Consider the following 16,376-nt stretch of genomic DNA (forward strand, 5'->3'; position numbering starts at 1 on the left):
ATGCTTACTTGCTTTCCTCAAGTTCAATTTCTTCACTTACGTCTGCACCATTATAGAATTGTTTCGATAATTTCGTGAGTGTTCCATCTTCCTTCATTTTCTTCAATGCATCGTTGAAGGCATCCCGCATATCCTCGTTCTCCTTCTTCAGGATGATGGAGGCACTGCTGGGGTTATAACGGATTGTTGGATGAACGGTGATATCCAGGTCTGAATAGTAGGAGACGGCCAGCGTTTGCGTGTAGTAGTCATTTAGGATGATATCTGTACGTCCTGTTGATACATCACGCAAGTATTGGTCATTGGTTGCATTATCATATATAACCTCTTCAGCGCCGTATGTACGGGCGACCTCCATATAGGTAGTCGTTGCTTCGCCGGCTGCTTTCTTTCCTTTCAAATCCTCCAAGCTATCAATGCCTGATAGATCAGATTTCCGCACAATGGCAGCTCCAACAGAGTGCTTGTACGGATCGGTAAATCCAAACTTCTCCTTCCGTTCGTCTGTAACCGTGATGTCGTTAATGGCGAAATCAACCTGTCCGCTGTTAATGGAGGAAAGCATCCCGTCAAAGGCCATTTCCGTAAATTCAATTTTAAGCCCAAGCCGGTCTGCAAGCTCCTTCGCTACTTCGACATCATATCCTGTCAATTCATTGGAGTCAGAATCATGATAAGAGGCAGGGAAGAGTGTGCCGGATGTAGCAGCCTTCAATGTGCCCTTCTCCTTGATGTTTTCCCATGCAGTCTTGTCTGTTTCATTACTTTTCCCTTTTTCACTAGTACAGGCAGTGATGACTGATAAAATTGCTAAAATAGCTATTAAGCCCTTACATTTTTTTAATAACTTAACTGTTTTCATTTTATTTCACCCCCTGTAATACTATATCATCTCTTGTCTATGTTCAAAATAAAATTTTACAAATTTCACGTTGATTGAGACAATTTTCCTATAATATGGAAGGTGAAATAAAATTAATTAAATTATCAAAATATTATGTTCTTTTTGTCGAAAATATGTTAATATATCAAAATATTAAAGAAAATGATAAATGATGGAATAAGCTATATCGTTATTTATTGGAATTTTCACACAACTAGGAATGGGAGACGATGAACATGAGCAGGAAAGACTACATCATAGACCGGATGTACAAAGCTTCAACAGGAATTGCCAATGCTGTATTGGTAACGCTCGGGATTGGCCTTTTATTCGAATCAATCGGGGGATACTTTGATTGGCAAATGTTCCTGACCATTGGTGGTGCTGCAAAGGTATTGCTTGCTCCTGCATTAGGTGCCGGAATTGCTTACCAGCTTGGCGGTAATTCTTTGGTAATCTTCAGCGCAATGGCCTGTTCCTCAGTAGGGGGAGCTGCAATTCAAAAGACAGCAGAGGGCGCCTTCACAATTGTGACAGGGCAGCCAATTTCCGCAGTACTAGCGGCAATCATTGCTACATATATCGGAAAGAGAATGGTTGGTAAGACAAAACTAGACATCATGGCAATCCCGCTTGCAGCCATCTTTGTCGGAGGAATTTCAGGAGTTGGGCTTGCGGCTGTAACGACACCGCTCTTAACTTGGATCAGCGCGCAAATCACTGCCTCTGTCCAAGGGTCGCCGCTTATTGGTTCCATTGTTCTTTCACTTGTATTCAGTTTATTGTTAATGACACCAGCATCCTCTGCCGCACTTGCGATTGCCTTGCAGTTGGATCCTGTTTCAAGTGCAGCAGCATTGATTGGTTGTACAGTCCAGTTCGCCGCCTTTACAGCAATGTCTTATAAGGATAATGACCTTGGCGGATTCTTAGCCCAATCCATTGTTACGCCAAAGGTTCAATTTCCGAATCTTATCAAGAATCCAATCTATATCATCCCTGCTTTCATAGCGTCTGCAATAGCAGCGCCGATTGCGACGATGGTATTTGATTTCAAAGTTCCATATGAGCTAGGGGGAATGGGATTAAGCTCCTTGATTGCCCCAATTAATATATTAGCAAACCAAGGATGGGGTGTATTCCTTATATATGTAGCGGTTGGAATGATTCTTCCTGTCTTGATTGCCGTATCGATTCACCGCCTGCTGAAAATGGCTGGAAAGGTTCACCCTGGTGACTTAAGGCTGGAGGTTCAATAACCGGCTCCTTTATTAGAGAGAAGCATAGTGGTACAATAGGCATATAGTCTATGAAATAGGAGCGTGGTCAGCAGTGAAAGGAATCATTGACCGCTTTGAAGGGGATATCGCTGTTGTTGAAATTGACGGCGAAACGCAGGATTTTCCAAAGAAAATCTTCCCAAAAGAAGCTGAAACCGGTGATGTTGTAGAAATTTCCGGCGATAAAGTAAAGGTTTTGAAGGACGAAACCGAGAAGCTTCGGAAGGAAATTGAACAATTAATGGAAGATGTTTGGGAAGACTAAAATAATTTCGAAGGCCCGGTGCTAATCTGCTGCTGGGCTTTTTTCTATTGTCGTTGGGTATAAAGTCCCTTTTGTCGAAAAAAACAGATGGAAAAGATAGGAAAACCTAATCTTTTGTCCAAACGGCCCGTTCACTAGAATGAAATTAAAGGAAAGCGCTTTCTTAGTCCTTTTGTGCAAGCGTTTGCCTTGTCGTTTTATACTAAATGAGAGGGAGTTGACGATGTTTACAAATAAGAAGAGAATCACCGCATTGCTAGCCGTCTTTTGTCTGTTGTTCGCATTTTTTCCAGAGTTGAGCATTAGGGCAGATGTTGGGAAAACGGAGATAACAGTCCATTACCAGGAATCAGACGGAAATGAGAAGGATTGGAATCTGTGGGTGTGGGCAGAGAGTTTGGATGGTCATGTGCAGCCATTCACGGGAGAGGATGAGTTTGGCAAGGTCGCTCATTTTACTTTGGATGGGACTTATGAGCGTGTCGGTTTTATCGTTCGGACGGATGCCTGGGAGAAGGATGGCGGCGACCGATGGATCGAGGGGATTGAGGATGGAAAAGCGGAGGTGTGGGTCATGTCAGGAGATGATAAAGTATATTATTCAGAGCCAAGCAATGAGCCAGTCATCAAGAAAGCCTCAATGGATGATTTTGATCAAATTGCTGTGACAACAAACATCCCGCTTGATATCAGGCAGACTGCCATTGAATTGAGCGGAGCGGATATTCAGGAGATTATCCCGGCTGACGGAAAGGGAAATGTAACGAATCAATTTACGTTAAAGACAAAAAAGAAGCTGGATGTCAGCGGTTCTTACCAAGTTCGTATTGAAGGGTATGGAGAGCAACTGGTTGAGATTGGGAAGATTGTTCGTACAGAGGCTTTCGACAGACTTTATTATTATGATGGACAAGACCTTGGAAACACGTACTCTCGTCATTCGACGAAATTCCGTCTCTGGGCCCCGACAGCTTCAGAGGCAAAGCTGGTCGTATACTCGAAATGGGATGATAAGACTGGCAGAGAAATTAAGATGAAGCGAGGAGAAAAGGGTACATGGACCGCTAAACTGCGCGGGAATCAGAATGGTCTCTTGTACACCTATAAGGTCAAAATCGGAGATAAGTGGAATGAGGCAGTCGATCCTTATGTCCGAGCGGCCTCTGCCAATGGATTAAGGGGAGCTGTTATTGACCTCTCCGAAACTAATCCAAAGGGATGGGCTAAGCATAAAAAGCCTAAGCTGAGTAACCCGGAGGAATCGATTATTTATGAGTTGCATGTCCGTGACCTGTCCATTCAGCCAGAGAGCGGAATTAAGCAAAAAGGGAAGTTCCTTGGTGTAACGGAGAAAGGGACGAAGGGACCTAATGGACTGCCGACAGGACTTGATCATATTAAATCACTCGGTGTTACACATGTTCAATTCCTGCCAATCTATGATTATAAAACGGTAGACGAAACAAAGCTTGACCAAGCCCAATATAATTGGGGCTATGATCCTCAGAACTTCAATGTTCCGGAGGGCTCTTACTCAACAAATCCATATGACCCTGCAGTGCGGATCCAAGAATTAAAGCAGATGGTTCAAACCTTGCATGGAGAAGGACTCCGTGTCGTCATGGATGTTGTGTATAATCACATGTTTGATGCAGCCGAATCAAACTTCCAGAAGCTTGTTCCTGGCTATTATTATCGCTATAACGAGGATGGTACATTAGCCAATGGCACGGGTGTCGGAAATGATACGGCCTCTGAACGCAAAATGATGCGAAAATTCATCGTGGACTCCTCAACCTATTGGGCAAATGAATATAAGCTTGATGGTTTCCGTTTTGATTTAATGGGCATTCATGATGTTAAGACCATGAATCTCGTTCGAAAGGAATTGAAGCGTATCGATCCGGCCTTCATTGTTCACGGAGAAGGATGGGATTTGAATACGCCACTGCCAGCTGCTGAAAAAGCAAACCAGAAGAATGCTGCAAAGATGCCAGGTATTGGCCATTTCAATGATGATATCCGTGACGGTCTGAAAGGAAGTGTTTTCATTGACCAGGATAATGGTTTTATCAATGGGAAGGCCAACATGGAGGATCGAATCAAGAAGGGAATAATGGCAGGCCTTGATTACGATCCTGCTCAAGCAACCTACCAGGATCCTGAGCAGGTGCTGACCTATGTGGAAGCCCATGATAACCATACCCTTTGGGATAAGCTTGAATTAACAAACCCGGAAGCGGGATATGAGGAAAAAAAGCAAAGGCATAAGCTCGCCTCCTCCATCATTCTCACCTCACAGGGAATCTCGTTCATTCATGCAGGGCAGGAATTCATGCGGACAAAATATGGGGATCACAATAGCTATAAATCACCTGATTCCATCAATCAGATGGACTGGAAGCGTAACGCGGCGTTTTCTCATGAAGTGGATTATATGAGGGGACTAATTGACCTTCGCAAGAAGCATGCCGCTTTCCGGATGACCACGGCAAGCGCAATCAAGGAGCATATCGACTTCTTGGATGCACCAGCCAATGTGATTGCCTATACGATTGATGGAGAAGGCAAAGGAAAGTATAGAAGTCAATACTTCATCGCTCATAACGCAAATAACGGCGCAAGGGAGCTTACACTACCGGCGAATGCCTCGTGGAAGGTGCTTGTAGATGGGGAAAATGCTTCAGCCAAGTCACTCTATACCATTAAGGGTGAGCAATTGGTCGTTCCAGCTATGAGTACGGTCGTTCTCCAAACAGAGGTTAATGTGAAGAAAAAGAGATAAATGATTAAGATAAAAAGGCACGGGGTTCCCGTGCCTTTTTGTCAGGTTGTCGAATGTTTTAAATAAGCACAAAACCAGTAACCAGCTATTCGTTCAACTTGCGCCTAGGCATAATGGAGAAGATTTTCGCGAGAATAGTGTTCTTTTATATTTAGATTCACCCATAATTGTTCATTCATTTGAGAAATGATTTTTCGTTATCATGTATTTCCTGTTATCTATTTGGTATAGGGTGCATAGGTTTTCCTTTATATTCGTTGATATTTGTAGGATTTTTGTCTTTCGGGTCTTTATTGGTTGTGACTATGATTTCATTGGCCCCAACAGAAGCTCCTAATGCGTTGACAGCCCTAACACTATACGTATAAATGGTATTCGGTGTCAGGCGATTGTCTGTGTAACTATTATTCTTTGAAGTTCCAACAACGACACCATCCCGGAGAATTTCATAATAATCGGCACCGGATGCTTGATTCCAAGTTAACGATACTGTTACTTTTGTCTTGGTTTTTACAGCTAGTTTCGTTGGATTCTCAGGAAGACTTTGAACTTCATTCGAAATTAATCGATGAAACGTTGTGTTCAATACATTTCCTTTTTTATCAAATGCTTTGACATAATATGTGTAATTTTGGCCTGACCTAAAACGAGCATCTTTATAATTCGTGTTTTTCATGCTTCTCAGTAAACGATCATCCCTGTATACTTCATACTTTACTGCACCATCTATAGGCTCCCATGAAAAAGAAGATTCAGAAGATGTGATTTTGTCGATGCTGATGATTCTTTGAGGTAATGTTTCGATAAAATGATATGTTTTCGGGGCTCTTTCCAAAAGTTTTGCTTTTGTGTCTTCGTTCAAATAGTATAAGGCCATTGCTTCTGCAAAGTATTCTTCTATATAGGCAAAATAATAGAATACAACATGATCATGGAATAATGGTTCGTATTCCTCCTCGTGGATCTTTGCAAACTCTTCTAAATTGGAGATATCTAATCCTGCTGCTGCAGAGTCTATCGCATGGCTTAACTCATGAAGTTCCAGGTTAACCGTCGAGTGCCCCCTTCCATAATCACTATATCCAATGCGAGCCGCTGTTACAGGGATTCCTCCTATGCCAGGCACATCATCCCATGTTAATCCAGTCCCTTCCCACCCTCGCGGAACAACTCCTTTCAAATAGAGATACTCTGGCAAATATGTCACTGGGAAATCTGTTAGTATAAGACTCACTCCAGCTTTTTGAGTCTCTGAAATTAATCTCTCGTTAATTTTGGAAACCCGGTCAATCATATTTTGAGCTTCCTCTACATCATAATCGTTATCGTCATCCTGTACGCCAATTAGCTTTTTCAGTGTTTCATTTTGAAAAGTGTGATTATGAGAATAGTCTTCGGCTGCAAAGGCGTTTGAGCTGAAAGCTAACAAGAATACAAAAGTCAAAGCGAAAAGTATGGATATATTATTAGGTTTCACAGGCGTTCTTTTCATCAATCAGCATCTCCTTATCAATAAAATAGTATATTTCCTGAACGAACTGCAGATTCACCTCCTATCTACTAAAAATGCAAGTATCATGCCAAATTCTGTTGTTTTAATAAAAATAGGAAAAAATCATATATATATAGAAAAGAGCAATGATAAACGGAAATCAGGCGGTGGGAGAGAGGTGCAATCTTCCGATGTTCTGTATATTTTTTAGACAAACAGTTAATTAAATGTATATTTTCTTTGACACCTCATACTAGAAAAATGAAAGCTTATGTGAATCAAGCAGAGGTAACTGTCAAATAAGGTCGGTATTAGCAAGAATGATTGAAACTGGATAGATTTTATAAGGTCGTACTCATTATCTTCTTCAGTCAGGATGGACAAAATCAAAACGGCCACTAATCTGGAAAGGTTTCAAGGGGATTAGCCGAGGCGCTAAAAAAAGACAATGGCTGGTAAGCATCTATAGAGAATGAGAAGAAGCACGAATGAAAGGGTGAGTCAGTCTGTCAAAGAACAGACTTATCAAACAGCAGCGTGTCAAAGCATGAAAAAAAGCCCTGCCTCTAGCGAAAAGGACCTTGAGGTAAGGCTTGTTATAATAACTATTTCATATTTTCAAATCCTGACAATCAGAGGTTCACCTAGTCTTGATTGTTTATGAAGCTTCAAACTGATACGTGGCTTCTTGTGTGCTAGTGCATCCAATCTTGAGGAGATAATTTATCCTCTTCGGTGATTTCCCTAAGTACTCTGCATGGATTTCCTGCAGCAATCACGCCGGGAGGAATATCTTTCACCACAACACTGCCGGCACCGATGATGCTGCCAGCTCCGATGGTTACGCCTCCGCAAATCGTTGCATTGGCGCCAATCCATACTTTCTCTTCGATGGTGATGGGCTTAGATGTGCTGATTCCCTGTGCGCGCTGCTCTGGGTCAATGGCATGGCCCGCACAGGCGATGCATACGCCCGGTGCGATGAATGCATCTGCACCAATATGAACCGGTGAAGTATCGAGAATCACACAATTGTAGTTGATGATGGTCAGCCCGTTCGTATGGATATTGAAGCCGTAATCACAGCGGAAGGAAGGCTCGATAAAGGTCAGGGGATGATAAGTCCCGAAAAGCTCCTTTAAGATAGAGGCTCTCTTTTCTCCTTCATCCGGCCGGGTTTGATTATATTCCCAGCATAAGGTTTTCGCTTTAACTTGGAGGTGGTTCGGCATATCTTTATGGTCTGCATTGTACGCTTTTGTTTGTTTCATCAATTCAGTCATTTTCATATGGTTCTCTCCGTCATGTTAGTTTCTAGTATAAACAAGTATAGGGATATTAGGCAGGACTGTACAGACCTTGGGGACGAGAGCCGCAAGAAGAACCGCCAAAGACGTTGTTAAGCTTCCCTTCAATGATCTAGTCTCCTCTTCTTAAGGGAAATCATGATTAGTATGATGAAGACAGCGAGGATGAATGAAGGAAGAAACACAGAGCTTTTTAAAACAACCTTGAGGTGAAATGGGGCTTCATGGATAAAGTCTGCCCTGATCCACCCGCTGCCCCTGTACGGCAATTGATTTTGTAGTGGAGATGCCTTTTATGGCATAATACGTTATCCCGATTGGAAAATGGTTGGAGGCATGACCCTCCTATTCCCCTGTATATTCGTCCGGTTTGGTCTCTACCTCTTCTATGTTCCTACCACTCTTACTTTCTTCAGCATATTCCTCCAGTTTGGCCTCCTAAACTAATCCATCCCAAACAATATAAGAGGTTGACCAAGATAAGGCATGAACAGGTGGTGCGATTAAAAGGAACAAGGATAGAATGTGAATCTTTTTCATAGATACCATCTAGTTCTCCACCTCGCTTATAATGGCTGTGTCATTTATTGGTTAATGGGATTAGATAGAAATCTTCTATCTAAGGTAAGAAGAATATAAAAATATCGACAAAACATTGTGAGAAAATCTAACAATAAACGACAATCCTCTTCATTCCTCCCGTTTTGATTTAGTGCTTATATCCTATTTTATAGGAAAAAGTTTCCTAAATATTCTGTTTACGATATAATTAACAATCATATCTTATAAGTCGTGTCATTTTTCTTTACATAAGCAATGCGACACGTCATCCACATCTAAAAGGAGCTCTATTCCTTTTCTTCCGTTTATCTTTACACAAAATGTTTCTAAGAAGACCGATTCGAAGTTGTCACTTTCGTATTAGGACAGGCTTAAAGGAAACACCCTCTCTATTCAAAGAATCATATAAATCACCAGCATTCTCGTTATTTTTCAATCCATTAACAAAAAGCAGCATATGTTAGAAGCTTTGTTCGGTACATCCATGCCCGACTTTATTTTGCATTCCTATTTTCAAAATGAAAAAGAGGAGGTTTTTGCATGAGTAAACCTGAGAAGGCAATTCTCGACAATTTCAAGGAAGTGAATCATGGGCTTTCCCATCAGGAGGCGGCGGAGGAATCAGCACGCTGCCTGTATTGCTATGATGCTCCCTGTATTCAAGCATGTCCAACTAGCATTAACGTTCCCGCTTTTATTAAGAAAATCTCTACGCATAATTTACGAGGAGCTGCAAAGACAATCATGACCGCCAATCCAATGGGAGCGAGCTGTGCCCGTGTATGCCCGACCGAGGAGCTTTGTGAGGGGGCATGCGTATTGAATCACTCAACCAAGCCAATCATGATTGGAAATCTTCAACGCTATGCGACAGATTGGGCGATGAAGAATGAACAGCTCCTCTTCAAGGCAGGACAGCCAAATGGCAAATCTGTGGCCATCATTGGCGGAGGACCAGCCGGTTTGTCGGCTGCGCGTGAGCTTTCCTTGCTTGGCTATCGAGTAGTCGTGTTTGAGGCAGAGGAGAAGGCGGGCGGCTTAAATACATATGGTATTGTGTCATTCCGGCTACCGCAGGCAGTTTCATATTGGGAGGTTGACCAGGTCCAGGGCCTTGGTGTGGAGATTCGAACAAACACAAGAGTGGGAGTCGATGTCCAAGCGGAAGAAATCCTGGAGAATTTTGATTACACGCTGCTCGCTGCCGGTATGTCAAATGTACCGGACCTCGGCATCAACGGAGAGGAGCTTGAAGGCGTCCGTGATGCAATTGAATTTGTGAAGGAGACGAAGCAAGCTCTTGAGCAATGTGATTTGAGAGGAAAGAAGGCAGTCGTCATCGGTGCCGGCAATACGGCCATTGATGCAGCAACTTGCTCAGTCCGGCTTGGAGCGGATAATGTGAAGATTCTATACAGGCGAACAAAGGAAGAGATGACAGCCTATGAGTTTGAATATGAATTTGCCAAGCAGGACGGGGTTGAGTTTAGATGGCTGACAGCTCCGGTCCGTATTCTCGCCAATGAGGAAGGAAAGGTGAGCGGAGTGGAATGCATCCGTATGGAATTAGGACAGGCGGGACCTGACGGGCGCAGGCGGCCGATTCCTGTGCAAGGCTCGAACTTCATCATTGAGGCAGATATCGTTATCAAAGCCATCGGCCAATCAAGACATGTCAGTTTAATTGAGCAATTTAATGTAAAGCATGAGGATGGCGTTTCCATCATTGACCCATTAACTTATCGAACATCAAATGAAAAGGTATCGGCTTGCGGGGATTGTATATTCGGTAAAGGACAGGGAGAGGCCATGGTTGTATCTGCTGCTCAGCAAGGCAAAGAGGCAGCTTATGCCATTCACAAGCTTTTATCACCGGCTGCGAGTGTGACAGCATAGCTGCTTTTCAGGTCATGAGGGGGACAGGGAAGCAGTAAAACAATAGGGAGGTTTATATAATGGCAGACTTAAAGATTAATTTGGCAGGCATTCAATCACCCAATCCTTTCTGGCTGGCGTCCGCACCACCGACGAATTCCGGCTACCAGGTTCAGCGGGCCTTTGAAGCGGGGTGGGGAGGAGCCGTCTGGAAGACTCTTGGAGACCCGATTCTCAACGTTTCCTCCCGCTTTGCCGCTGTCAGCTTCAACGGACAGCGGGTTGCGGGCTTCAACAATATCGAATTGATCACAGATCGTCCTCTTGATGTGAACCTGAAGGAAATCTATGAAACGAAGAAGCGCTTTCCAGACCATGCTATCATTGCTTCACTCATGGTCGAACCGAAGCAGGAGAAATGGCATGAAATTGTCAAGCGGGTGGAGGCTGTGGGAGTTGATGGACTGGAATTGAATTTCGGCTGTCCCCACGGCATGGCTGAGAGGGGGATGGGAGCTGCCTCTGGACAGGTCCCTGAGCTGGTCGAACGCCAGACTTATTGGGTGAAGGAGGTGGCAACGACGCCAGTAATTGTCAAGCTTACACCAAATATCACGGATATCACTGCGACAGCTGAGGCGGCCGTTCGCGGAGGGGCAGATGCCATCAGCCTGATTAATACAATCAACAGCTTGGCCGGCGTTGACATTGATACGTGGAATACGGTCCCGCATGTTGGAGGAAAAGGAGCTCATGGCGGCTACTGCGGCCCAGCAGTGAAGCCGATTGCCCTTCATATGGTCGGAGAATGTGCTCGAAATCCCCGTATCAACATCCCAATCTCTGGGATAGGCGGAATTTCCAACTGGCAGAATACGGTTGAATTCATACTCATGGGGGCAACCGGTGTGCAGGTATGTACCGCAGCGATGCACCACGGGTTCCGAATCGTTGAAGACATGATTGAAGGTCTTTCTAATTATCTGGATGACCGGGGCATCGGTTCGGTAATGGAGCTTGTTGGGAAGTCGGTTGAGAAGTATTCGGACTGGGGCAATCTGGACCTCAATTATAAGATTGTGGCCCGCATCAACCAGGACAACTGTATTCATTGCAATAAATGTCATATTGCCTGTGAGGACACGTCGCATCAATGCATTGACTTATTGAAGGATGAGGCAGGCGCAAGCTATGTCAAAGTGAGGGAAGAGGATTGCGTTGGCTGTAATCTCTGCTCGATTGTCTGTCCGGTGGATGATGCGATTAATATGATTGAATTGCCGACAGACCTGCCACCGATGACGTGGAATGAACGCCAGGCAGCTGTCAATTTCAGCGCCATTCAGCCAGATGTCATTGGAAAGTAATCAGCTTGACCAAAAGAGAGAAAACAAATGGAGGGAATCGCATGAAAAAAATCATCAAAAATGGAACGATTGTAACGGCTTCAGATACGTACAGGGCAGACATCGAAATCAATGATGGGGTCATTACCTCGATTGGAAACGGATTTACGAGCCAGGATGCAGAAGTGATTGATGCCGAAGGTTATTATGTTTTTCCTGGCGGTATTGACCCGCATACCCATCTGGATATGCCGTTTGGCGGTACGGTCACAAAGGATGATTATGAAACGGGAACAAGGGCGGCCGCTTTCGGTGGGACGACAACCATTATTGATTTCTGTTTGACGAGCAAGGGAGTGCCGCTGAAGGATGCCGTCGAGACGTGGCATAACAAAGCCAGGGACAAGGCGGTTATCGATTACAGCTTCCATTTGCAAATTGTCGAAATGACAGAAAGTGTTTTAAAAGAGCTCCCGGTTATCTCTAAGGAGGAGGGCATTACTTCCTTTAAGGTTTTCATGGCATACAAAAATCAATTCCAGGCAGATGATGAGACATTATTCAAGACGTTAGTAACGGCAAAGGAACTAGGAGCCTTGGTAATGGTTCATGCAGAAAATGGCGATGTTATCGACTATTTGGTCAAAAAGGCGCTTGAGGAAGGGAATACAGAGCCGATTTTTCATGCACTCACAAGACCTCCGGAGGCGGAAGGTGAGGCGACAGGAAGAGCGGCAACATTGACAGGTCTTGCTGATTCACAATTATACGTTGTTCATGTGTCCTGTGAGGATGCGGCAAAGAGAATTGCCGAGGCTCGTGCGAAAGGAATTGATATATGGGGAGAGACATGTCCGCAGTATTTAGTGCTTGATCAATCCTATTTGGAGAAGCCTGATTTTGAGGGGGCGAAATATGTCTGGTCGCCGCCGCTTCGGGAGAAATGGAATCAGGAAAGCCTGTGGAACGCACTGAAATCCGGTCAATTGCAAACTATCGGCTCTGACCAATGCTCCTTTGATTTTAACGGGCAGAAGGATCTCGGAAAGAGTGACTTCTCGAAGATACCAAATGGGGGTCCGCTGATTGAGGACCGGGTGAGCATTCTTTATTCAGAGGGAGTCGAGAAAGGAAGAATCAGCCTTAATCAATTCGTTGACCTCGTTTCAACAAAGGCAGCAAAGCTATTTGGTCTCTATCCAAAGAAAGGGACTATCGCTGTCGGTGCAGATGCGGACCTTGTCCTCTTCGACCCGAATAAAGAGAGAGTGCTGTCTGCCAAAACCCATCATATGGCGGTTGATTATAATCCGTTTGAAGGAATGAAGGTTAAAGGGGAGCCTGTCACGGTGTTATCACGTGGAGACTATATCATTAAGGATAAGGAATTCGTCGCAGAGCCTGGCCGAGGCCAATACATTAAGCGGGCGAACTATAATGAAGCGCTAGTTCAGAAGGAGGACGCTGTTCCGTCTAATTAAAAAATGAATAAAGGGTGGGTGCCTTAATGGAAAAGAAGCCAAATTATTTAAAGTCTCCAGATTTGCTGCCTATTAGTTATGAGAATCGAAAGATCGGGCCATTTGGCTTTGCGGTCATATGGGTCGGAATGGCGATTGTGCTTGCTGCGTTTGCCATCGGCGGGGGTGGAATCATTCAGCTTCCGCTTGGGACGGTTATTCTGGCAACTGTTATTGGGTCTGTCGCCATTGGGATTTTAATGACAATCATTGGGGATATTGGCGTTGAACATGGACTGTCTTTTCCTGTTTATATGAGAGCACCCTTTGGGACCATCGGAACGCATATCCCATCTATTGTCCGGGGGATAACGGCTTCTTGCTGGTTCGGGATTAACACGTATTTTGGCTCAACAGCCATCAATGCTGTGCTGAACCTTTTGTTTGGCTTTGATAACTGGATTCTTTGCTTTCTGTTATTCACGGTCTTCCAGTTGGTCAATACCGCAATGGGAATCAAATCAATTGAACGGTTTGCGGATCTTGCTGCCCCAATTATTATCCTTATCTCCTGCTGGATGTATATTACGCTTGCTGATAAGGCGGCTAGTGCCGGCAAGGATATTTGGTCATGGGTGGAAAGCCCGGCTGCCGGGGGCTCCGCCTTTACGGCCTTCATGATTGTCGTTATGGCCAATATGGGCTTCTGGGCGACTCTCGCTGCTGATATGCCATCATTGTCCAGGTTTTTTAAAGCCCCAAGACATGAACGCAGCTGGTTTAAGCGCAATAAGACGCAGCTTCTCGGAAGTATTGTCGTGATGCCAATCTTTAATACACTCATGATTGTCATAGGGGCCGTATCTTACATGGCTGTTGGTACGTCAGATCCGATTATTGCCTTGCAGGAATCAGCGGGCGGCATCGTACTTGGTGTCCTTTTGTTGATGATTGTGCTGGCGCAGTGGTCGACTAATACATCGGCAAATGTTATTCCGGCCGCAACAATCTTCTCTAATGTCGGCGGACCAAAAGTGCCTTTTTGGGTAGGCGTTATTATTGCCGGTATGATTGGGATTGTGGCACAGCCATGGAGCCTGTTTGAAGTGTTGAACTCTGCCTTGCTCATCATCGGTGGAATCCTGACCGCCATTGTCGGTATCCTGTTTGCCGATTATTATTTGCTTCGCAAGAGACGTGTCCATGTCACGGACCTCTATGAATTAGAAGGTCAATTTAAGTATTGGAAAGGAATCAATTTTGCCGGGTTCATTGCCTGGATTATCGGCGGAGGCATTGCAAACGTGCTTTCGGCCTATTCCTCGCTTGTCGGGTTTGCCTGCGGGGCCTTCCTTTATTATGTACTCGCTAAATATTGGTGGTTCAAGATGTATCCGCAAGCGGAAATTGAAGATCCGAGTGATGAGAAGTTTCTTGGAATTACAGCCGGAAGGGATTGGGAAATCAGTGAAGCTGACCCTGATCCGCCCCTAGGGGCAAAAGCAGTTCCGGAGTAAGCATGATGGGAGGATTATACATGTCAGATTATGCAAAGTATGTAGAGGAACGCAAACGAATTGATTCATTTCTTGCACAGGGCTTCACGATTCAGCGGGTAACGGAAAACCTGGACGGGGCATATGTGGAATTTACAAAACGAGAAGATGCCGGAGGAGCATATGAAAAGCATATACTCCATATCATCACCCCGGATGCAAGGAAATATTTCTCCGTCAAGATGATGGAGAATCAAGCGAAAACCAGCACAGTTCAGAATTAAGTCTTAGTCATTTTCATAAAGGAGCGTGGCGCTAGAGTGGAAGGACAAAAACTATTAATCAATGGAAAGAGATTAAAAGAGACATTGGAGAAATTCGCGGAATTCGGCAAGACGGAGAACAATGGCGTCACCCGCTTATCTCTGTCAGAGGAGGACCGTCTGGCCCGCCATTACTTGCGGAATTGCTGCGAAAAGCTTGGGTTAACGGTTACATATGATGACCTCGGAAATATGTACGCAACCCTTGAAGGGACAGAAGGAGGACCGCCAATAGTAATGGGTTCTCATCTGGATTCTGTCAAAAGGGGCGGCCGATTTGATGGAGTGCTTGGTGTGGCGGCGGGGCTTGAGGTTGTGAGGACCCTTGTAGAAAATGATATAAAACCGCGCTATCCAATCACCATTGTCAATTTCACGAATGAAGAAGGAGCCCGATTCGAGCCGTCTATGATGGCCTCAGGTATCCTGTCAGGAAAATTTGATAAAGAGATTATGTTTGAAAAGAAGGATGTGAATGGAACGACTTTTGGCGAAGCATTAAAGGCAATTGGCTATGACGGGGATGAAAAAGAGCGTTTGAAGGAGGGCAGAGCTTTCCTGGAACTGCATATTGAACAAGGCCCTATCTTGGAGCAGGAATCAATCTCCGTTGGCATTGTCGGCTGTGTTGTCGGCATGGTCTGTTATGAATGGACGATTAAGGGAGAGGCTGATCATGCCGGAACAACTCCTATGACCATGCGGAAGGATGCCTTGTTTACTGCTAATGATATCATCACTGCTATCAGGGAGCAGCTCGGAAATCTCGATGCCGAACTCGTCTATACGATGGGCAGAATGACTGTTCACCCGAATATTCATACTGTCATTCCGGATTCCGTTATCTTCTCTTTAGAGGCCAGACATAAAGATCCAGCCGTGATGGCGAAGGTAGAAGACATCATAAGAAATGTAGGAAAAAGCTTTGACCAGCAAGATTGTCAGGTTGGAATTAAAAAGCTATGGGGCCGGGACACTGTCATGTTTGATGAGCAGTTATGTGGGACGCTTGAAAAAGCGGCTCAAACTCTCGGAATCTCTTCCAAGCAGATGGTGAGCGGAGCCGGACATGATGCCCAGTTCATCGCCTCTTATATCCCAACGGCCATGGTGTTCGTACCCAGTGAAAACGGCAAGAGCCATACCGAGGTTGAACGGACATCCTGGGAGGAATGTGAAAACGGGGTAAATGTCCTGCTTGAAGCGGTTATGGAGCTGCAATCCATTTAATGAACGCAGTGCTGGACAAATAAATGTATGTATAAATCCGGGTAGAAATTTACGGAAAAAGAGAGACTAGGAG

At 44.6% G+C, this 16,376-nt stretch carries 12 protein-coding genes; 9 read left to right on the forward strand and 3 right to left on the reverse strand.

Translation table 11 applies throughout. The features are described from left to right. Positions 1 to 4 precede the first annotated feature (4 nt). A complete protein-coding gene (locus tag AC622_RS06425; RefSeq protein WP_049670313.1) occupies positions 5 to 862 on the reverse strand; it encodes a transporter substrate-binding domain-containing protein in 858 nt (285 codons plus the stop codon). Between the two features lie 251 nt (positions 863 to 1,113). Between AC622_RS06425 and AC622_RS06430 the strand changes: the two genes are divergently transcribed. The 3 genes from AC622_RS06430 to pulA all read left to right on the forward strand — a co-directional run bounded on the left by AC622_RS06430 (position 1,114) and on the right by pulA (position 5,213). Further along, positions 1,114 to 2,142: a PTS transporter subunit IIC gene (locus tag AC622_RS06430; RefSeq protein ID WP_049670314.1), complete on the forward strand. Its 1,029-nt coding sequence runs from the start codon at positions 1,114 to 1,116 to the stop codon at positions 2,140 to 2,142. Positions 2,143 to 2,215: 73 nt separating this feature from the next. Next, positions 2,216 to 2,428, forward strand: a complete 213-nt coding sequence (locus tag AC622_RS06435) for a DUF3006 domain-containing protein (protein ID WP_049670315.1) — start codon at positions 2,216 to 2,218, stop codon at positions 2,426 to 2,428. Between the two features lie 223 nt (positions 2,429 to 2,651). Next, positions 2,652 to 5,213: a type I pullulanase gene (pulA, locus tag AC622_RS06440; protein ID WP_049670316.1), complete on the forward strand. Its 2,562-nt coding sequence runs from the start codon at positions 2,652 to 2,654 to the stop codon at positions 5,211 to 5,213. A 214-nt stretch (positions 5,214 to 5,427) separates the two neighbouring features. Here pulA and AC622_RS21185 read toward each other — a convergent pair whose 3' ends face one another. Further along, entirely contained in the window at positions 5,428 to 6,705 is a 1,278-nt protein-coding gene (locus tag AC622_RS21185; RefSeq protein ID WP_231589589.1) for an anthrax toxin lethal factor-related metalloendopeptidase, read from the reverse strand. Positions 6,706 to 7,400: 695 nt separating this feature from the next. Beyond that, on the reverse strand, positions 7,401 to 7,994 hold the full coding sequence (locus AC622_RS06450; protein WP_049670317.1) for a sugar O-acetyltransferase: 594 nt from the start codon (positions 7,992 to 7,994) through the stop codon (positions 7,401 to 7,403). Positions 7,995 to 9,113: 1,119 nt separating this feature from the next. Here AC622_RS06450 and AC622_RS06455 point away from each other — a divergent pair. Genes AC622_RS06455 through AC622_RS06480 form a run of 6 tightly spaced genes read left to right on the forward strand, consistent with a single transcriptional unit; the run spans position 9,114 to position 16,303 of the window. Beyond that, on the forward strand, positions 9,114 to 10,469 hold the full coding sequence (locus AC622_RS06455; RefSeq protein WP_049670318.1) for an NAD(P)-dependent oxidoreductase: 1,356 nt from the start codon (positions 9,114 to 9,116) through the stop codon (positions 10,467 to 10,469). A 59-nt stretch (positions 10,470 to 10,528) separates the two neighbouring features. Next, entirely contained in the window at positions 10,529 to 11,815 is a 1,287-nt protein-coding gene (preA, locus tag AC622_RS06460) for an NAD-dependent dihydropyrimidine dehydrogenase subunit PreA (RefSeq protein WP_049670319.1), read from the forward strand. Between the two features lie 41 nt (positions 11,816 to 11,856). Continuing rightward, positions 11,857 to 13,275: a dihydropyrimidinase gene (gene hydA, locus AC622_RS06465; protein ID WP_049670320.1), complete on the forward strand. Its 1,419-nt coding sequence runs from the start codon at positions 11,857 to 11,859 to the stop codon at positions 13,273 to 13,275. 26 nt (positions 13,276 to 13,301) lie between these two features. Continuing rightward, on the forward strand, positions 13,302 to 14,771 hold the full coding sequence (locus tag AC622_RS06470; protein ID WP_049672822.1) for an NCS1 family transporter: 1,470 nt from the start codon (positions 13,302 to 13,304) through the stop codon (positions 14,769 to 14,771). Between the two features lie 20 nt (positions 14,772 to 14,791). Further along, a complete protein-coding gene (locus AC622_RS06475) occupies positions 14,792 to 15,034 on the forward strand; it encodes a hypothetical protein (protein ID WP_049670321.1) in 243 nt (80 codons plus the stop codon). Between the two features lie 36 nt (positions 15,035 to 15,070). Beyond that, the gene (locus tag AC622_RS06480) at positions 15,071 to 16,303 is read left to right on the forward strand and encodes a Zn-dependent hydrolase (RefSeq protein ID WP_049670322.1); all 1,233 of its coding nucleotides are present in this window, start codon (positions 15,071 to 15,073) and stop codon (positions 16,301 to 16,303) included. Positions 16,304 to 16,376: the final 73 nt, after the last annotated feature.

This window comes from Bacillus sp. FJAT-27916, assembly GCF_001183965.1.
Lineage (GTDB): Bacteria > Bacillota > Bacilli > Bacillales > Pradoshiaceae > Pradoshia.